This is a genomic window from Caballeronia sp. EK (assembly GCF_014384845.1).
GTDB classification, from domain to species: domain Bacteria; phylum Pseudomonadota; class Gammaproteobacteria; order Burkholderiales; family Burkholderiaceae; genus Caballeronia; species Caballeronia jiangsuensis.
In genome coordinates, this window is sequence record NZ_JACSUE010000004.1 from 49,413 (window position 1) to 67,967 (window position 18,555).

Below are 18,555 nucleotides of genomic sequence, written 5' to 3' on the forward strand. Positions count from 1 at the left end.
TGACCTGCGAACGTCTTCGATGCTCAAGTTTGCGCACGACCGGCCGATATTGCGCACATCCCCACCGAAACGCGTGACTGCCGTGCCGTTAATCGACCTGACTGCTCCCTTGCGCATTCGTCCGCCGGCGCTCGCTTCCCGCACGCTGTCCACCCGCGCCTGAACGTGCTGACCCGACACACGGAGGTCGTCGACGGCATCGCGCTGCGCACGCATCTGCAACCGATCTACAGCCTGCCGCATCAACGCGAGGTGGGCTACGAGGCGCTGTTGCGCGGCGATGCGGGCGGCGGCGCGCTCGTCGGACCGTTCGATCTTTTCGGGCGAGCGATCGTCGCGGGCACGCTGACCGAGCTCGATCGCATGAGCCACCTCACGCATCTGCGCAACGCGGCGTCGATATTGCCTGCCGCGCAGTGGCTCTTCCTCAACATCAATCCGGCGACTTTCACCGATCCGGGCTATGCCGCGCGGCTCGCCTCTGCAACGCGCGAAGCGGGACTCGCGCCCGAGCGGCTGGTGATCGAAGTGCTGGAGTCGGGCGGCACGGATGTCGAGGAAATCTCGCGCGCTACGCACGCGTTTCGCGCGCAGGGCTTTCTCGTCGCGGTCGATGACTTCGGCGCGGGGCATTCCAACATCGACCGGCTGATCACGCTGCGGCCGGACATCGTCAAGCTCGATCGCAGTCTCGTGCGGACCAAGAGCGCCCACATGCGCGACGCGCTGATGCCGAAGCTCGTCGATCTGCTGCACGAGTCGGGCATGTTCGTGGTCGCGGAAGGCATCGAGACGAGCGAGGACCTGATGCTCGCCGCGCGCTCGAACGTCGATTTCGTGCAGGGCTATCTGTTCGGCATGCCATCGGCGGAACTCGCCGAACGCGGCGTGGCGACGCCGCTTTTCGAAGACGTGTTCGACACGCTCGCCCAGACGCGGCGCACCGAGCGCCTCGCGGGCGACCTGCTCTTGCTGCCCTATCGCGCGGGGCTCACGCAGGCCGCGCGGCGCTTCGCGTCGGGCGCGACGACCGAATCCGCGTGCGCCGATCTGCTCGCGCTGCCGTGCACGCTCAGTTGCTTCTTCCTCGATCGGGGCGGCCGCGAGTTCATGCCGGGCCTCGCCGGCGCCGCGGCGATTGCGCCGAGCGAGCGCTTCGCGCCGATCGCGGATCCATCGACCGGGCGCTGGGACAATCGCCCGTATTTCGTCGATGCGCACGCGAAACCGCAGCAGGTGATCACGAGCGCGCCTTATCTCTCCGTGACGGGCACGTCGCTTTGCGTGACGCTCACGATCGCGACGCAGCACGCCGCAAGGCCGGTCGTGATCGGCGCGGACCTCGACTGGCGCAAGCTGACCGAAGCGGCGCCCGCGATTTTCTGAGCGTCAGGCGGTAGCGCTCTTCGCTCGCGCGATCGCACTTGAAAGCGCCGCCGCGCCCGCGCGCAGCGCCGCGAGATTGCCAGGCTCGAAGGTCCAGTGCCCCGCCGCATTCACGACGGCCAGTTCCGCGCCGGGCCAGCGCGCGGCGAGGTCCAGTGCCTGATCGGCGGGACACACCATGTCGAAGCGTCCATGCACGATCCGGCAAGGCAGATGCGCGATACGCGCGACGAGCGGCAATAGCGGCACCGGCGGCAGTTCGTTCGCCATGTAGTGCCGCTCGAGGAGCGCCATCGAGATCGCGGCCGAGTTCGCTTCCGCGCTCGGGCGCTTCTCTTCCTCGGCCGGTTCCTTCTCCGGCTTGTTGACGACGGACAGCGTGGTCTCGTAGTGCGTCCACGCGCGCGCGAGCCGCGTCCCCGCCTCGTCGAAACGCGCGAGCGGCGCTTCGGTCATCCGTAAGATTTCTTCCGCATTCGTGGGACGCTTGCCGCACGCCGCCTCGATCGCATCGAGAAACGCGCGATGCGCTTCGGGAAACACGCGTCGAACGTCCCACAGGAACCAGTCGATATCCTCGCGCCGCGCGAGAAAAATGCCGCGCAGCAGGAAACCCGTGCAGCGCTCCGGATGCGCGACGCCGTATGCGAGACCGAGCGTCGTGCCCCACGAGCCGCCGAAGATCGCCCATTGCTCGATGTTCAACGCGACGCGCAGCGTTTCCATGTCGCCGACGAGCGCGTCGATGCCGTTCGCCTCCAGCTTGCCGAACGGCGTGGACTTGCCGCAGCCGCGCTGATCGAAGAACACGACGCGCCATTTGTCCTGTTCGAGCACCTCGGCCCATTTCACGTTCATCGCGCCGCCGGGGCCGCCGTGCACGACGAGCATCACGGGCGCCTCGCGCGGGCCTTGCGCGCGCCAGTAGATCGAGTGACCGTCGCCCACGTCGAGCATGCCTTCGTCGAACTGCACCGGCGATTGATTGTCCATTGCGTCTTCCTTGCTGAATAGGCTTCGTCGGGCTCCATTGTTGCATCGCTTCGATGACATCGCATGGCGCGAAATGATCGCCCGGTGCGTTTCGCCCGATACGCTATGCTTGCGGATTCCGGATGTTCGTCATCCAACTGTCATCTCACGAATTTCGATGCGACGCACCCTCGTCAAGTGGCTCTTTGCAACCTATCTGCTCGGCAGCGGCATCGTCTGGTCGATCCTGATCCTGCCGTTCTTTCCGTTCGTCGGGCGTAACGGGCGTTACCGGCTCGCGAAGCTCTGGTGCCGCGCGATGGTCGTGATGATGCGCGTCATCACCGGCGTCACGTGCTCGATCGAAGGGCTGGAGCATCTGCCCGAAGGCCCGTGCATCATTCTGTCGCGACACGAATCGACCTGGGAGACGCTCTCGTTCATGGCGCTCTTTCCCCGGCGCATCAGTTTCGTGTTCAAGCACGAACTCATGAACATTCCGTTCTTCGGCTGGGTGCTGCGCGGGCTCGACATGGTGAGCCTCGATCGCGGCTCGATCCGTCAGGCGCACGCCGCCGTGACACGCGAGTGCGCGGCGCGGCTCGAGAAAGGCGATTCGGTGGTGATTTTTCCGGAAGGCACGCGCGTCGCGCACGATGCGCCGCTCAAGCTCGCGTCGGGCGGCGTGCGCCTCGCGTGCGCGACGAAGGTGCCGGTCGTGCCTGTCGTGCATGACGCGGGCAAGGTGTGGCCCGCGAAGGGCTGGCCGGATCGCGGCGGGCATATCCGCGTGATCGTCACGCCCTGCCTGCCGCTCGATTGCCAGATTCCGCAGGAGTTGAACCGCCTCGCGCAGTCACAGATGGACGTGGCGCTGGCGGAACTGCGCTAGTCGCCGCTCAATACAAAGGCCGCTTCTTCGCGGCGCACAAACGATTGACCGCGGAAATCAGCGTCTCCATGTCGACGGGCTTGCGCAAATAGCCGTCGTAGCTGACGAAAGCCGGCGGATTCGGATGCCCCGAAATCATCAGGAAAGGAATGTGCGCGAGCGTCGCGTCGTTCTTCATCGTCTGACAGAGCAGCGCGCCGCCGAGGCCGGGCATCATCCAGTCGGACACGACGATGTCCACCCTCTGTTCTCCGAGTATCGATAACGCTCCGTTGCCGTCGAACGCGCACAAGACGGTGCACTCCTCGCCTTGCATGCAGAGGGTCCAGGCTTCGATGGTGTCGGGGTCGTCGTCGACGAGCAATACGGTCTTCATCTTGCGAACATGTTCGAGTGCGGCGCGTGTGTGGGGCGGGACGTTCACGACGGAGGCGGCGGACAACCTCGGATGTGACCGCCGCCGACGCCGTTTGTTGCAGTCACTTCGTACCCGCCGCTTTTGTCATAGTATTTCTTTCGCGCAAAACCTGCGCGGTAAATGCTGCTTCAGCAACTTGCGCGCCGCCCGTCATCTGCGGTCATTTGCTCCTGGCGCGTGAACGGCCGGCTTCGCGCAGCGCATCGACGAGCGTTTCCTCCACCGGCGTGCGCGCGGCGTCGTTGCGGCGAATCAGGCCGATAGGCTCGTCGGTGCCGGCGAAGGGCATCGGCAGCGCGGCGAGCAGCCCGAGCGCGATGTCCTGCTCGACCGCGCCGGCGGGCACGAACCACACGGCGTCGTTGTTCATCGCGAGCGAGCGCCCGAGCGACACCGACAGGGTTTCGACGAGCGCCGTCAGCGCATGCGCGCCGAATGCCGTCAGCACGCTTTCAGCCGATTGACGGATCAACGTGCCGAACGGCGGCACGACGATCACGAAGCGCGCGAGCAAGGCGGGCGTGAGCGGCGTTTCGAGCGTCAACGGGTGCTCGCGGCGCACGACCACGGCGAGCGGCTCGCGATAAATCTGCTCGAAGGACAGCCCGTGCATCGCCTCCGGCTCCGACAGCCGCCCGACCACGAGATCGACGTCGCCCGCCTTCAGCTTCTCCAGCAGGAGCGCGTTGGAATCGGTCCAGACGGACAGCGACACCGCCGGCCATTGCTGCCGGAACGACATCAGCGCGGGCGACAGCAGCACCGGCGCGACCGTCGGCAAAATGCCGATCGCGATGGACCCGGGCATGTCGCCGCGTTCTCGCAGGAGCATGTCGACGCCCTCGCGCAGGGACGCGACGCATGCGCTCGCGTGCGGCGCGAAAAGCCGTCCCTCGCGCGTGGGCACCGCGCCGCGCCGCCCACGCTCGAACAGCCGCACGCCTAGAATGGATTCGAGCTCGCCGATGGTTTTGGACACCGCGGGCTGCGTGATCGATAGGCTATCGGCGGCGCGCTGCACGCTGCCGAGCTGCGTGACGGCAAGAAAACATTGCAGATGCCTGAACTTGACGCGGGTGTTGGTGAAGTCGGTATCCATGACGATCCGTTATGCAAGATGGCACGAAACATCATTTTCCATAACTTGCGCCGTTCTATAAAGTAGCCGTCAGAAACATCCTATTCAACTTCCAAATACAGGAGACAGTCGACATGACCTCCCCCATCCTCACACCGCGCGATTGGGAATCCCATCCCGCGTATCTGTCGCCGGGTTACAAGTCGTCGATCCTGCGCAGCCCGGGCTTGCCGCTCATTCCGCTGAAGGAAAATCTGCGCAACCGACGCGTGCCTGTCTACGGTGCTGACGATCTGGGCGTGCTCGACAACGACCTCACCCGCAACGCCGCGAAAAACGGCGAACCGCTCGGCGAGCGCATCATCGTGACGGGGCGCGTGCTCGACGAAGGCGGCCGTCCGGTGCGCAACACGCTCGTGGAAGTGTGGCAGGCGAACGCCGCGGGCCGCTATGTCCACAAGGCCGACCAGCACGACGCGCCGCTCGACCCGAACTTCCTCGGCGCGGGCCGCTGCCTGACCGACGACGAAGGCCGCTATCGCTTCATGACGATCAAGCCGGGCGCGTATCCGTGGGGCAATCACCCGAACGCGTGGCGTCCGCAGCACATCCATTTCTCGCTCTTCGGCGAATACTTCGGCTCGCGCCTCGTCACGCAAATGTACTTCCCCGGCGATCCGCTGCTCGACCTCGATCCGATCTATCAGGGCATTCCCGAGCAGGCACGCAAGCGTCTCGTGTCGTCCTTCTCGATCGACACGACGCAGGAAAACTACGCGCTCGGCTACGAATTCGATATCGTGCTGCGCGGCCCGGACCAAACGCCGACGGAGTAATCGAACATGACCACGCTGAAACAGACCCCATCGCAGACCGTCGGACCGTACTTCGCTTACGGCCTGGTTCCCGAGCAATACAACTTCGATCTGAAGAGCCTCTTCACCGCATCGGCGGCGGATCGTGAAGTGCCGGGCGAGCATATCGCCGTCGTCGGCAACGTGTTCGACGCCGAAGGCAAGCCCGTCAACGACGCGCTGATCGAAGTCGCGCAGGCCGATGCAAATGGCCGCTACGCGCAAAGCGCGCAGGAAGCGCGCGAATCGGGCTTCCGCGGCTTCGCCCGCGTGGGCACGGGCACGGATCCGAAGCTGCGCTTCATCGTCGATACGGTGAAGCCGGGCGCAACCGCCGACGATTCCGCGCCGCACCTCGACGTCATCGTGCTGATGCGCGGCATGCTGCTGCACACGTACACGCGCATCTACTTCGAGGACGAAACCGAAGCCAATGCGAAGGACGCCGTGCTGCAGAGCGTGCCGGCCGAGCGCCGTCATACGCTGATCGCGAAGCGCGAAGCGGGCGCATCGGCCAAGCCGGGTTCGTCGGGCACGATCTATCGCTTCGACATCCATCTGCGCGGCCCGAACGAGACGGTGTTCTTCGACCTGTAAAGCTTTCTCGCAGCAGTCGTTTGAAACGAAGGGCGTCCGGCACTGCGTTATAGTGTCGGTCGCCTTTTGTCTTTTCTGCGCTTTCTCCCATGTCCGACGCTCCCACGCCCAGCCCGCTCTACGTCAAGCTCCTCGGTGAAACCGCCCAGATCGGCTGGTCCGAACTGGAGCGCTTCTTCGCGCAGGGCAAGCTCATCTGGGTGAAGCGCGATCTCGATCTCGTGAGCGTCGCGGAAGCCGTCGCCACCGACGACACGCAACAGGTCACGCAATGGCTCGCAGGCGGGCTGGTCGAGCGCATGCAGGCCGAAACGGCCGCCGATCTCGCCGCGCGCGATCCGGAATTGTGGGCGGTTGTCACTTCGCCCTGGGTATGCGTGCAGGAACGCGGCTGATTCACGAGTCTGAGTCGTACTAGCGCCGGTCGAGGACATAGTCCGTCCACAGCACGACGAGAATCGTCATCAGCGCCGGGCCGATGAACAGCCCGATCAGCCCGAACGTTTCCGCGCCGCCGAGAATGCCGAACAGCACGAGCAGAAACGGCAGCCGTGCCGATCCGCCTATCAGTACCGGCCGCACGAAGTGCTCGGCCACGAACACGACGATCATCCCGAACACGGCGACGCATATTGCCGCGACCATCGAGCCCTGTGCGAGCAGCCACAATGCCGAACCTAGAAACACGATCGGCGCGCAGAACGGCAGCATCGCCGCGACGGCCGTCAGCATACCGAGCAAGGTGGCGTGCGGCACGCCCGTGACCGCATAGGCGATTCCGAGCAGCGCGCCCTCGCCCAGCCCCACGACGACGAGCCCTACCACCGTGCTGCGCACCGACTCGGCCATGCGCCGCACGAGCGCGGCGCCATCCGGACCGAACGCGCGGCGCGAGCCCGCGAGCAGTTGTTCGCCGAGCTTCGAGCCCGCCAGAAACACGAAGAAGAGCGTCATCAGCATGAAGCCGAAGATGACGACGCCGTGAACCACGCGCCCGCCGAAGTGCCGCGTCATCGCGACGACGGTCGCACTGTGCAGATTCTTCACCGCCGGCGACGCTTCGAGCGGTGTCGCCAGATTCTCCTGCCACCAGCGCCCGACCTGTTGCGAGCCCATCGGCAGATGTTCGATGAACGCGGGCATCGGAATGCCGGTGCGCAACACTTCGTGGAACCAGTGGATCATGTCGCGCGCCTCGTTCACCGTCTGGGCCGCGACGATGAAGAACGGCACGACGAACAGCAGGCCGATCGCCGCCGTCAGCAGGACCGCGAGCAGATTGTGATGCCGCTTGAACATCGGCCGACGTTCGAGCCAGCCAAACGCGGGCCATAGCGCGATCGCGATCACGCTCGCCCACACGACGGCCGGAATGAATGTGCGCGCCGTATAGAGCGCGACCAGCACGAGCACCGCGTAAAGCACCGCGGACGCCGTGCGCTGCATCTTGCGGGTGCGCTCGGATGAGTCCGGTGTCGAGTCGTTGCGCGGTTGGATCGGCATGAGTGAATGGTCCTTCTTCGTGATGTTCGATTGGTGGCGAAACATGAATCGTTCGCCAGAATTGTAATCACGCACGAATCATTCCACTCGATGCGCGCAGTCATGCAACTTTATTTACAAAAGGCACGTTTTGCGCTCCCTATAATCGAGACTCGGCATCGAAGGATGGATCTTGCAAATGAAGGAAACAACCTGGCGCGCAATGGCTGGTGCATGCCTGTCGCTGATATGGCTCGCCGGATGTTCGACTGGCCTCAACCGGTCGAATGAAGATCGGTTGAACGCGCAAAACGGCATCACGATGCTGCCCGTCAAAGGCGGCGTGGAGATGCGGCTGCCCGAGGCGCCGCTTTTCGATACCGACGAATCGAGCATCCGCGCGGGCTATTCGCCCATGCTCGATCGCGCCGCTCAGGTATTGAAGCGCAGCATGCGGCCGATTCTGATCGAAGGTCACACCGACAACCAGGGCACGCTGGCTTATAACCACACGCTTTCCGATGCGCGCGCCCAGGCGGTCGGGCGGGCGCTGATCGCGCGCGGCGTACCCGCCGAGCGTATCGCGACCAAAGGCATGGCATGGCTGCGGCCGATCGCCAGCAACGACACGGCGCAAGGCCGCGCATTGAACCGCCGCGTGGAGATTCTGGTGCGCACCGAGAGCGAAGAAACGCTGCTCGGCACGCCCGCCAAGGTCAGGCGCTAGCCGCCTGCTCGACCTCCAGCACGAGCAACTGCGAGCCGTCGGCGACCTGATCGCCGACTTCGAACAGAATCTCGCCGATCTTGCCCGACGAAGGCGCCACGATCGTGTGCTCCATCTTCATCGCTTCCATCACCATGAGCGGCGCGCCCTTCTCGACCGTCGCGCCGGTCTCCACGAGCACCGCGATCACCTTGCCGGGCATCGGCGCGGTCAGACGGCCTTCGTGCTCGGCATCGCCCGCGTGGGCCATCAGGTTCTGCCACTCGAACTGGAACGCAGCGCCTTCGTGGAACACGTGGAAGATGTCGCCATCGGTGAAGACGTGACCTTTGATCAGCGCATCGTCGAGCTGGACCGCGAATGACGTCGCGCCGCTGTGCGACCAGTCGAAGCGCGCGCTTTTATCGTTCAGCGTGAGACGCTTTTCGCCGTTCTTCGTGAAGACGACCTTCAGCGTTTCGTCCGTATCGAGCGCGCGCCAGTTCAAATCCTGGCTATAGCCGCCCGCCATGCGCCAGTGCGACAGCGCATCCCACGGCGACTGGCCATGCGCCTCGCCGCCCTCGCGCGTGAGCAGCGCCGCGCACGCGAGCGCAAGCCCCTTGTTGCGCGAAACGTGCGTGGGTGCAAAAAGCGCATCGTGATGACGCTCGATCAGGCCCGTGTCGAGATCGCCCGCGCTGAACGGCTCGCTCTTCACGATACGTTGCAGGAACTCGACGTTCGTCGACAACCCGACGATCTCGCATTCCGCCAGCGCGCGCGCCATACGCGCCAATGCATCGCGGCGATCGCGCCCATGCACGATCAGCTTCGCGATCATCGGATCGTAGAACGGCGTGATCGAATCGCCCTGACGCACGCCGCTGTCCACACGCACGTCGCCATCGATCGAAAACTCCACCGCGTGCGGCATGCGCACGTGCTTGAGCGTGCCCGTCGACGGCAGGAAGCCGCGCGACGGATTTTCCGCGTAGATGCGCGCCTCGATCGCGTGGCCGTGCACCTTCAGCTCGTTCTGCTTGAGCGGCAAAGGCTCGCCCGCCGCCACGCGCAGTTGCCATTCGACGAGATCGAGCCCGGTCACCATCTCCGTCACCGGATGCTCGACCTGGAGACGCGTGTTCATCTCCATGAAGTAGAACTGGCCGTCCTGCGTCATGATGAATTCGACCGTGCCCGCGCCGACATAATCCACCGCGCGCGCCGCCGCAACCGCGGCTTCGCCCATCGCGCGGCGGGTTTCATCGTTCAGACCCGGCGCGGGCGCTTCTTCCAGCACCTTTTGATGGCGACGCTGCACCGAACAGTCGCGATCGAACAGATAGACCGCGTTGCCATGCTTGTCGGCGAACACCTGCACTTCGACGTGACGCGGGCGCAGCAGATACTTTTCGATCAGCACGCGATCGTTGCCGAAGCTCGACGCCGCCTCGCGCTTGCACGATGCGAGCGCCGCCGCGAAGTCCTCGCTCTTCTCGACGACACGCATGCCCTTGCCGCCGCCGCCCGCGCTCGCTTTCAGCAGCACCGGATAGCCGATGCGGTCCGCTTCGCGCTGGAGCAGCGAAGGGTCCTGGTCGTCGCCGTGATAGCCCGGCACGAGCGGCACGGACGCGGATTGCATCAGCGCTTTCGCGGCCGCCTTGGAACCCATCGCGCGAATCGCATCGACGGGCGGTCCGATGAAGACGAGCCCCGCCTTCTCGCACGCATTGGCGAAGTCTTCGTTCTCCGACAGAAAGCCGTAACCCGGATGAATCGCCTGCGCGCCGGTCTTCTTCGCGGCATCGACGATACGCTCGATGCGCAGATAACTCTCCGATGCAGCCGATCCGCCGACATGCACCGCTTCATCGCAGACATCGACGTGCTTGGCTTTCGCGTCCGCATCGGAATAGATGGCGACGCTGCCGACGTTCAGGCGCTTCGCCGTCGCCGCGACACGGCATGCGATCTCGCCGCGATTCGCAATCAGTATTTTATTGAACATGGCATTACATCCGGAATACGCCGAAGCGCGTGTCTTCGATGGGAGCGTTCATCGTCGCCGCCAGGCCGAGACCCAGCACGTCGCGCGTTTGCGCGGGATCGATCACGCCGTCGTCCCACAGACGCGCGCTCGCGTAGTACGGATGCCCCTGCGCCTCGTACTGATCGCGGATCGGCGCCTTGAACGCCTCTTCTTCTTCCTTCGACCACGCGCCGCCCTTCTTCTCGATGCCGTCGCGCCGCACGGTCGCGAGCACGGACGCGGCCTGTTCGCCGCCCATCACCGAGATGCGCGCGTTCGGCCACATCCACAGGAAGCGCGGCGAATACGCGCGGCCGCACATGCCGTAGTTGCCCGCGCCGAACGAGCCGCCGATGATCACCGTGAACTTCGGCACCTTCGCCGTGGCCACCGCCGTCACCATCTTCGCGCCGTTGCGCGCGATGCCTTCGTTCTCGTACTTCCGGCCGACCATGAAGCCCGTGATGTTCTGCAGGAACACGAGCGGAATCTTGCGTTGCGCGCACAGTTCGATGAAATGCGCGCCCTTCAACGCGGATTCGCTGAAGAGAATGCCGTTGTTCGCGACGATGCCGACCGGATGCCCCCAGATATGCGCGAAGCCGCACACGAGCGTCGTGCCGTAGCGCGCCTTGAACTCGTCGAAGGCGGAATCGTCGACGATGCGCGCGATCACTTCGCGCACGTCAAAGGGCTTGCGCGTATCGACGGGAATCACGCCGTAGACGCTCTGCGGGTCGAAACGCGGCGGCAGCGGCTCTTTCAACGCGAGCGTCGGCGTTTTCACGCGATTCAGATTGCCGACGATGCTGCGCGCAATGCCGAGCGCATGCGCATCGTTCTGCGCGAGATGATCGACGACGCCCGACAGACGTGTATGCACATCGCCGCCGCCGAGATCCTCGGCGCTGACTTCTTCGCCCGTCGCGGCCTTCACGAGCGGCGGGCCGCCCAGAAAGATCGTGCCTTGATTCTTGACGATGATCGATTCGTCGCTCATCGCGGGCACATACGCGCCGCCCGCCGTGCACGAACCCATCACCACGGCGATCTGCGAGATGCCCTGCGCCGACATGTTCGCCTGGTTGTAGAAGATGCGGCCGAAGTGATCGCGATCGGGGAATACGTCGTCCTGATTCGGCAGGTTCGCGCCGCCCGAATCGACGAGATACACGCACGGCAAGCGGTTCTGCTCCGCGATTTCCTGCGCGCGCAGATGCTTCTTCACGGTCACGGGATAGTACGTGCCGCCTTTCACGGTCGCGTCGTTGCACACGACGACGCATTCCTGTCCCGCGATGCGTCCGATGCCCGTGATGATGCCCGCGCCCGGCGCGTCGTCGTCATACATGCCGTACGCGGCAAGTTGCGACAGTTCCAGAAACGGCGTGCCCGGATCGAGCAGTTGCGCGATGCGATCGCGCGGCAGCAGCTTGTTGCGCGACACGTGCCGGTCGCGCGCGGCCTGTCCGCCGCCTTCCGCGATCTTCGCGATCTTCTGCTTGAGGTCCGCGACGAGCGCTTCGAGCGCAGCCGCGTTCGTGCGGAATTCCTCGCCGCGCGGATTCAGTTTCGATTCGATGATCGTCATGTCGCGCGCCTCACATCGTCTCGGCGAACAGTTCGCGGCCGATCAGCATGCGGCGGATCTCGCTCGTGCCCGCGCCGATTTCATAGAGCTTCGCATCGCGCCACAGCCGGCCGACCGGATACTCGTTGATGTAGCCGTTGCCGCCGAGCACCTGAATCGCTTCGCCGGCCATCCACGTGGCTTTTTCGGCGGTGTAGAGGATGACGCCCGCGCAGTCCTTGCGCACCTGGCGCACGTGGCCCGAGCCGAGCGTGTCGAGCTGGCGGCCGACCGCGTAGAGATACGCGCGGCAGGCTTGCAGCGTCGAGTACATGTCGGCGACCTTGCCCTGGATGAGCTGGAATTCGCCGATCGCCTGGCCGAACTGCTTGCGATCGTGAATATACGGCACGACCGCGTCCATGCACGCGAGCATGATGCCGGTCGGGCCGCCCGCGAGCACGGCGCGCTCGTAGTCGAGGCCGCTCATCAGCACCTTCGTGCCGCCATTCAGTTGACCGAGGATGTTCTCTTTCGGCACTTCGACGTTCTCGAACACGAGTTCACCGGTATGCGAGCCGCGCATGCCGAGCTTGTCGAGCTTCTGGGCGACGGAAAAGCCCTTCATGCCCTTCTCGACGATGAACGCCGTGATGCCGCGCGGACCGGCTTCGATGTCCGTCTTCGCGTACACGACGAGCGTGTCGCAGTCCGGGCCGTTGGTGATCCACATCTTCGTGCCGTTGAGCACGTAGTGATCGCCCTTTTCTTCGGCGCGCAGCTTCATGCTGACGACGTCCGAGCCTGCGTTCGGCTCGCTCATCGCGAGCGCGCCGATATGCTCGCCCGACACCAGCTTCGGCAGATACTTCTGCTTTTGCGCTTCCGTGCCATTGCGATGAATCTGGTTCACGCACAGATTCGAATGCGCGCCATAGGACAGCCCGACCGACGCCGACGCCCGCGAAATTTCCTCCATCGCGACCATATGCGCGGTGTAGCCCATGTTCGCGCCGCCGTATTCCTCGGAGACGGTCATGCCGAGCACGCCGAGATCGCCGAATTTTTTCCAGAGATCCATAGGAAACTGGTCGCTATGGTCGATTTCGCCCGCGCGCGGCGCGATTTCCTTCGCAGCGAAATTGGCGAGCGAGTCGCGCAGCATGTCGATGTCTTCGCCCAGCGCGAAATTCAGTCCGGGTACGTTGCTCATGAATGTCTCCTCCAGATGCGATGTTTTCGGTGCGCCCTGAAATTTGAGTTTCACTCACACAGGGCAACAATCCACGGGATGGGGCAATTTCACGCTCAAATCGCCTAGCCGTCAATAGATTTTTGAGCTACGCTCACATTTATTTCGCACGCTTGCCATCATGTCCACGCATACCACTACCAGCCGCCGCACGCCCACGGGCGTCAAATCGCAGCAGCGCGTGAAAGACATCCTGCAAGCGGGCCGCGACGTCTTCGCCGAGAAAGGCTACGACGCGGCGACGAGCGCGGAGATCGCGCAACGCGCGGGCATCTCGGAAGCGACCGTGTTCAGCTATTTCAGCGGCAAGCGCGAACTGTGCGCGCGCGTGATCGCCGATTGGTACGACGAAATCATCGATGCCTTCGAGACCGGCCTGCCGCGCGACGGCTCGGTGCGCCAGCAGTTCGCGTTCATCGTCAGGACGCATATGCGGCTGATGCTGATGAACGGCACGGGACTGTGCGCGCTGGTGCTGTCGGAAGGCCGCAGCAAACAGCACGATCTGTCGGATACGTTGACGGAACTGCAACGCCGCTACACCGCGCCGCTGATGGACGTGCTGGCGCGCGGCCAGACGCTCGGCCATGTGCGCAACGACATGCCGTTGCGCCTGTTGCGCTCGCTCGTATTCGGCCCGATGGAGCACGTGTTGTGGGACGCGACCCTTGCGAAGCGTCGTCTGAGTCAGACCCAGATCGAAACGACGGCGAACGAACTGGTGGAAGTATTGTGGACGGCGCTGCAGCCGCCGAATGCGCAACTGGCCGCGCTCGCGCAGTTCCGGCAAGACGTGGAGGAAGCGTCGCGGCGCTTCGAAACGAGCGCCGCGCGCGAGAAGCCTATTTCCTGATGAAGCGCAGCGCGAAGCGCGCGAGCTTCGGCACGGTGACCGGACGCAAGAGCCGCGCGTCGTAGCCGCCCATGCGGCGGTCGTTTTCGGTGAGACACAGTTCGATCAGCGAGCGAGCCGATACATCGCCCGCCACCGAATCGCCTACATTCGCCGGAAAATTCATGTCCTGCGCGGCACCGCTCTTGTCGAAACCGCGCGCGAGCGAAATGCGGTCGCGGATCAGCGAGAACCAGACTCCCGCGATCTTCGCCAGAAACCACGGCTTTCGATACCACGGCAGGCTGCGCCGATACCACGCGACCCAGTTCGCGAAGAACAGAATGTGCCGCGCCTCTTCCTGAATGACCGGCTCGAAGGTCTCGACGAGTTCTTCGGGGAAATAGCCCGATTGCCGCGCCGCCTCGAAAAGCCCGAACGCGAAGAAACTGTCGATGCACTCGCTGTAGCCGGTGAGCATCCAGGCGCGCAGCGGATCGGCGGGCGCGGGATACGGCGGCTCCGGCGCGAGCGTGATGCCGTACGCCTCGACCAGCTTCGACAGCACGAGCTTGTGCCGCGCCTCCTCGCCGCCATTCATGCGCAAGGCTTCCCGCAACTGCGGATCCGCGACGGTGCCCGCGTAGGTCGCCACGCGAATCGACGCGCGCCCTTCGGTCTGCACGGCGATATCCCAGATAGGCAGCGAAGTCACGCGCTTCAGCGCCGCAGGGTCGAGCTTCGGCCAGTCGATGACGGCGGGCTTGTACGGATTGTGCGTCGTCAGCAGCATCTCGCAGAACATCCGCTTGTGCAGGTCCGAACCGATCGGAATCTGCCCCGTCGACCGGTACGTCCAGTTGCGCATCGCATGATCTGCTTCGACTGTGTTGAGCGTATCGGACATATTCGAATATTGGCCGCCGATTGGGTACGTCCTGCGGATTTTGGCATACAGGATGTCAACTTGCAGCGTTACACGCCTTTTTTCGTCGGGTGCGTGGCGCCCAGCACGACGAACGGCACGCTCAATACGGCTGAATCCCGTTCATCAACAGCGCGACGACGTGCCGCGCGAGTTGCTCCGCGCTGACAGTCCGGCTTCCTTCCCCGCGCCAGCGCGACGTCGCGAGCGGAAACACCGTCAGTCCAAACAGCGACGCGAACACGAGCGACGGCTCCAGCGACGGATTCAGTTTCCCTTCCTTCTGCCAGCCGGCGATGCGCTCGATCCCGCGATCCTTGTGCGTGTCGCCGAAGCGCTCGGCCATGCGCTGCCGCAGAAGCCCGCCGTCGCTGATCATCTCGCGCACCCAAAGCGCCGCGAACCACGGATATTTGTCGACGGTCGCGACAAGCGTTTCCACGAAAGCGCGCAAGGTATCGACGGGCTCCGAATCCGGATCGTTGAACACGCGCGCGAGTTCAACGCGCAACGGCACGAAACGCTCGTCGATCAGCATGTCGAGCAACTGGTCGCGTGTCTTGAAGTAATAGTGAACCATCGCCGGAGTGACGCCCGCCTCGCGCGCGATCGCGCCGAGCGTCGTTTCACCGATGCCCTGCCGCGCGAACAGCGCAAGCGCGATATCCAGCAACTGTTCACGGGCCTGCTCGCCGTGCGCGCCGCTCGGGCGCCCGGGTTTCTTGCGCGGCGACGGGCTCGCGGACGCGCCCGCACCAGTGTTCAACACATCGTTTGCCATATAAGGATTTGACGAGATTCCTTCCGTCGTCTATATTAACTTTCACGTTAATTAATTGCAATCGATCCGATCTGCCGGGCGACACGTCCGGCGGCGGATTCGCTCAGTCGACATGACATCTTTGCACCAAACCGCCGTCGCGGGCGCGAAAGCGTCCGACGAAACAGGCATCGCGTCGAAACCGCCTGTCGGGCTGCTGTTCACGGCGCTCATGCTCGTGATGCTGCTCGGCGCGCTCGACCAGACCATCGTGTCGACCGCGCTGCCGACCATCGTCGGCGATCTCGGCGGGCTCGAAAACCTCTCGTGGGTCGTCACGTCCTATTTGCTCAGCTCGACGATCGTCGTCCCGCTCTACGGCAAGTTCGGCGACCAGTTCGGCCGCAAGGTCGTGCTTCAGGCGTCGATCCTGATCTTTCTCGCCGGTTCCATTCTCTGCGGCATCGCGCAGAACATGACGCAGCTGATCGCGCTGCGCGCGCTGCAAGGGCTCGGCGGCGGCGGCCTCATGGTCATCACGATGGCCGCCATCGCCGACGTCATCCCGCCCGCCGAGCGCGGCCGCTTCCAGGGCCTGTTCGGTGGCGTGTACGGCGTCGCGACCGTCGTCGGCCCGCTGCTCGGCGGCTTTCTCGTCGAGCATCTTTCGTGGCGCTGGATCTTCTACATCAATCTGCCGCTCGGCCTGATCGCGCTCGCCGTGATCCAGCTCGTGTTCAAGCCGCATACCGCGCATGTGAATCATCGCGTCGACTATATGGGCGCGGGTTTTCTCGCCGCGGCGCTGACCTGCATCATCCTGTTCACGAGCGAAGGCGGCACGCTACTGCCGTGGACCTCGCCGCAGCTCTGGGGCACGCTGTTGCTCGGGCTCGTGTGCATCGGCGGCTTCATCTACGAGGAACACCTCGCCGCCGAGCCGATCATGCCGCTCTCGCTCTTCAGGGAGCGCACCTTCGTGCTGGCGGGGCTGATCGGCTTTATCGTCGGTTGCGCGCTGTTCGGCGCCGTCACGTTCCTGCCGCTCTATCTGCAGGTCGTGAAGGGCTCGACGCCATCGCAGGCCGGACTGCAAATCACGCCGATGATGGGCGGCGTGCTGCTGTCGTCGATCGTGAGCGGGCGCATCATCAGCAAGATCGGCAAGTATCGATTCTTCCCGATCATGGGCACGGCGCTCGTCTCCGCCGCGATGCTGCTGCTCTCGACGCTCAACTTAGACACGCCGCTCGCGCTCATGAACGTCTATATGGCGCTGCTCGGCCTCGGGCTCGGCATGGTGATGCAGGTGCTCGTGCTCGCGGTGCAGAACGTCGTCGAATTCCGGCTGATGGGCGTGGCGACCTCCAGCGCGACGCTCTTTCGCTCGATCGGCGGCTCGGTCGGCGTGGCGGCGTTCGGCGCGATCTTTTCAAATAGCCTGCGCTCGCGTCTCGAAACGCTGATGCCGCCCGGCACCGAGTTGCCGCAATCGCTCGGACCGCAGGCGGTCGCGCATCTGCCGCCGGCGTTGCACGACGACTACCTGCACGCGTTCGCGGGCTCGATGCACACGGTCTACCTCGTCGCCGCGTGCGTCGCGCTCATCGCGTTCGCGCTCTCGTGGTTCCTGAAAGACCATCCACTCAGGAAGCGCTGACACGAGGGAAATCTCTAAAGCCGCGGCTATCGGGGCTTTTACTAGCCCCCGAACTATTTTGGCTTGGTAATCTTCTGCCGATTCTGAGCGGACGCGGTCCGCGGAATAACCATGCTCCGGCGTTCATCGACACGCCGGACGCCCGGATACGAGACCTTCCGGGCTGAACTGACCACCCTTTGGAGTTAAAACAGTGAAGAAACTGCTCGCGGCACTGACGATGTCCCTTCTCGCCGCCACGTCGCTCACGGCCGTCACGCCTGCGCTTGCGAAGGACTATTCGACGATTCGTTTCGGCGTCGACGCAAGCTATCCTCCGTTCGAATCGAAGGGTTCCGACGGCAAGCTGGTCGGTTTCGACATCGATCTCGGCAATGAAATCTGCTCGCGTCTGAAAGCGAAATGCGTGTGGGTCGAAAACGATTTCGACGGCATGATCCCCGCGCTCAAGGCGAAGAAGTTCGACGGCGTGCTCTCGTCGATGTCGATGACGCCGCAACGCGCCGAGCAGATCGCTTTCTCGAGCAAGCTCTTCAACACGCCGACTCGCCTCGTCGCGAAGAAAGGCAGCAACATCCTGCCGACGGCTGAAAGCCTGAAGGGCAAGAACGTCGGCGTCGAGCAAGGCACGATTCAGGAAACCTACGCCAAGACCTACTGGGCGCCGAAGGGCGCGACGGTCACGCCGTACCAGAACCAGGACCAGGTCTATGCCGACCTGACCTCGGGCCGCCTCGACGCAGCGCTGCAAGACGCCGTGCAGGCGGAAATCGGCTTTCTGAAGACGCCGCGCGGCGCGGGCTTCGACTTCGCCGGCAAGAACATCGACGATCCGAAGACGCTCGGCAACGGCGCGGGCATCGGTCTGCGCAAGGAAGACACCGACCTGAAGGCGAAGATCGACAAGGCAATCGCCGACATCATCAAGGACGGCACGTACAAGAAGATCGAGAAGAAGTACTTCGACTTCGACGTGTACGGCGGCTAAGCCTCACATTCACGCCCGACCGGCTGACGAACGGGCTTCGCGCTCAAGGGCGCGGAGCCCGTTTTCCTTTTGGGCGCCCGGCGCGCCGATTTCGGCTAAGATCGAACGTCCTGTAGGACGCCGACGGACGGAGACACTGCGGCGCCCG

Annotated in this window: 18 protein-coding genes; 9 read left to right on the forward strand and 9 right to left on the reverse strand. The window is 64.1% G+C overall.

Going from position 1 to position 18,555, the window contains the following annotated elements; genetic code table 11:
* The first annotated feature begins 165 nt into the window (after positions 1-165).
* The gene (locus IAG25_RS12450; RefSeq protein WP_187605124.1) at positions 166-1,386 is read left to right on the forward strand and encodes an EAL domain-containing protein; all 1,221 of its coding nucleotides are present in this window, start codon (positions 166-168) and stop codon (positions 1,384-1,386) included.
* Between the two features lie 3 nt (positions 1,387-1,389).
* Here IAG25_RS12450 and pip read toward each other — a convergent pair whose 3' ends face one another.
* Positions 1,390-2,379, reverse strand: a complete 990-nt coding sequence (gene pip / locus IAG25_RS12455; protein ID WP_187605125.1) for a prolyl aminopeptidase — start codon at positions 2,377-2,379, stop codon at positions 1,390-1,392.
* Positions 2,380-2,536: 157 nt separating this feature from the next.
* Between pip and IAG25_RS12460 the strand changes: the two genes are divergently transcribed.
* Positions 2,537-3,250, forward strand: a complete 714-nt coding sequence (locus IAG25_RS12460) for a lysophospholipid acyltransferase family protein (RefSeq protein ID WP_187605126.1) — start codon at positions 2,537-2,539, stop codon at positions 3,248-3,250.
* 7 nt (positions 3,251-3,257) lie between these two features.
* On the opposite strand, the gene IAG25_RS12465 is transcribed toward IAG25_RS12460, so the two are convergent.
* Positions 3,258-3,626 carry a response regulator gene (locus tag IAG25_RS12465; protein WP_255503662.1) on the reverse strand — a complete coding sequence of 123 codons (369 nt, stop codon included), beginning with the start codon at positions 3,624-3,626 and terminating at the stop codon, positions 3,258-3,260.
* Between the two features lie 202 nt (positions 3,627-3,828).
* Positions 3,829-4,767, reverse strand: a complete 939-nt coding sequence (pcaQ, locus tag IAG25_RS12470) for a pca operon transcription factor PcaQ (protein ID WP_187605128.1) — start codon at positions 4,765-4,767, stop codon at positions 3,829-3,831.
* A 113-nt stretch (positions 4,768-4,880) separates the two neighbouring features.
* Here pcaQ and pcaH point away from each other — a divergent pair, with 113 nt between their 5' ends.
* The 3 genes from pcaH (at position 4,881) to IAG25_RS12485 (ending at position 6,592) form a co-directional block, all read left to right on the forward strand.
* Entirely contained in the window at positions 4,881-5,582 is a 702-nt protein-coding gene (gene pcaH, locus IAG25_RS12475) for a protocatechuate 3,4-dioxygenase subunit beta (protein ID WP_187605129.1), read from the forward strand.
* Positions 5,583-5,588: 6 nt separating this feature from the next.
* The gene (pcaG, locus tag IAG25_RS12480) at positions 5,589-6,197 is read left to right on the forward strand and encodes a protocatechuate 3,4-dioxygenase subunit alpha (RefSeq protein ID WP_187605130.1); all 609 of its coding nucleotides are present in this window, start codon (positions 5,589-5,591) and stop codon (positions 6,195-6,197) included.
* Between the two features lie 89 nt (positions 6,198-6,286).
* Positions 6,287-6,592 (forward strand): DUF2288 domain-containing protein, encoded by a 306-nt coding sequence (locus IAG25_RS12485; protein WP_187605131.1) that lies wholly within the window; start codon positions 6,287-6,289, stop codon positions 6,590-6,592.
* A gap of 19 nt (positions 6,593-6,611) precedes the next feature.
* Here the strand turns inward: IAG25_RS12485 and IAG25_RS12490 are convergent, their stop codons facing one another.
* Positions 6,612-7,700 carry an AI-2E family transporter gene (locus IAG25_RS12490; RefSeq protein WP_187605132.1) on the reverse strand — a complete coding sequence of 363 codons (1,089 nt, stop codon included), beginning with the start codon at positions 7,698-7,700 and terminating at the stop codon, positions 6,612-6,614.
* Between the two features lie 178 nt (positions 7,701-7,878).
* On the opposite strand from IAG25_RS12490, the gene IAG25_RS12495 reads away from it, so the two are divergent.
* The gene (locus tag IAG25_RS12495; protein ID WP_187605133.1) at positions 7,879-8,406 is read left to right on the forward strand and encodes an OmpA family protein; all 528 of its coding nucleotides are present in this window, start codon (positions 7,879-7,881) and stop codon (positions 8,404-8,406) included.
* Here the strand turns inward: IAG25_RS12495 and IAG25_RS12500 are convergent.
* From IAG25_RS12500 to IAG25_RS12510, 3 genes are read right to left on the reverse strand one after another with little or no spacing between them, the layout of a single operon-like run.
* On the reverse strand, positions 8,396-10,399 hold the full coding sequence (locus tag IAG25_RS12500) for an acetyl/propionyl/methylcrotonyl-CoA carboxylase subunit alpha (protein WP_187605134.1): 2,004 nt from the start codon (positions 10,397-10,399) through the stop codon (positions 8,396-8,398). The genes IAG25_RS12495 and IAG25_RS12500 overlap by 11 nt on opposite strands.
* A gap of 4 nt (positions 10,400-10,403) precedes the next feature.
* Entirely contained in the window at positions 10,404-12,011 is a 1,608-nt protein-coding gene (locus tag IAG25_RS12505; protein WP_187605135.1) for a carboxyl transferase domain-containing protein, read from the reverse strand.
* 10 nt (positions 12,012-12,021) lie between these two features.
* Entirely contained in the window at positions 12,022-13,203 is a 1,182-nt protein-coding gene (locus tag IAG25_RS12510) for an isovaleryl-CoA dehydrogenase (RefSeq protein ID WP_035501604.1), read from the reverse strand.
* A 160-nt stretch (positions 13,204-13,363) separates the two neighbouring features.
* Between IAG25_RS12510 and IAG25_RS12515 the strand changes: the two genes are divergently transcribed.
* Positions 13,364-14,095 carry a TetR/AcrR family transcriptional regulator gene (locus tag IAG25_RS12515; RefSeq protein ID WP_187605136.1) on the forward strand — a complete coding sequence of 244 codons (732 nt, stop codon included), beginning with the start codon at positions 13,364-13,366 and terminating at the stop codon, positions 14,093-14,095.
* On the opposite strand, the gene IAG25_RS12520 is transcribed toward IAG25_RS12515, so the two are convergent.
* Both IAG25_RS12520 and IAG25_RS12525 read right to left on the reverse strand, forming a co-directional pair.
* Positions 14,085-14,981 (reverse strand): ferritin-like domain-containing protein, encoded by an 897-nt coding sequence (locus IAG25_RS12520; RefSeq protein WP_187605137.1) that lies wholly within the window; start codon positions 14,979-14,981, stop codon positions 14,085-14,087. The two genes, IAG25_RS12515 and IAG25_RS12520, sit on opposite strands and share 11 nt — an antisense overlap.
* Positions 14,982-15,102: 121 nt before the next feature.
* Entirely contained in the window at positions 15,103-15,768 is a 666-nt protein-coding gene (locus IAG25_RS12525; protein WP_309243937.1) for a TetR/AcrR family transcriptional regulator, read from the reverse strand.
* A gap of 124 nt (positions 15,769-15,892) precedes the next feature.
* On the opposite strand from IAG25_RS12525, the gene IAG25_RS12530 reads away from it, so the two are divergent.
* Positions 15,893-17,419 carry an MDR family MFS transporter gene (locus tag IAG25_RS12530; protein ID WP_187605139.1) on the forward strand — a complete coding sequence of 509 codons (1,527 nt, stop codon included), beginning with the start codon at positions 15,893-15,895 and terminating at the stop codon, positions 17,417-17,419.
* Between the two features lie 193 nt (positions 17,420-17,612).
* Positions 17,613-18,407: an ABC transporter substrate-binding protein gene (locus IAG25_RS12535; protein ID WP_187605140.1), complete on the forward strand. Its 795-nt coding sequence runs from the start codon at positions 17,613-17,615 to the stop codon at positions 18,405-18,407.
* Positions 18,408-18,555 lie beyond the last annotated feature (148 nt).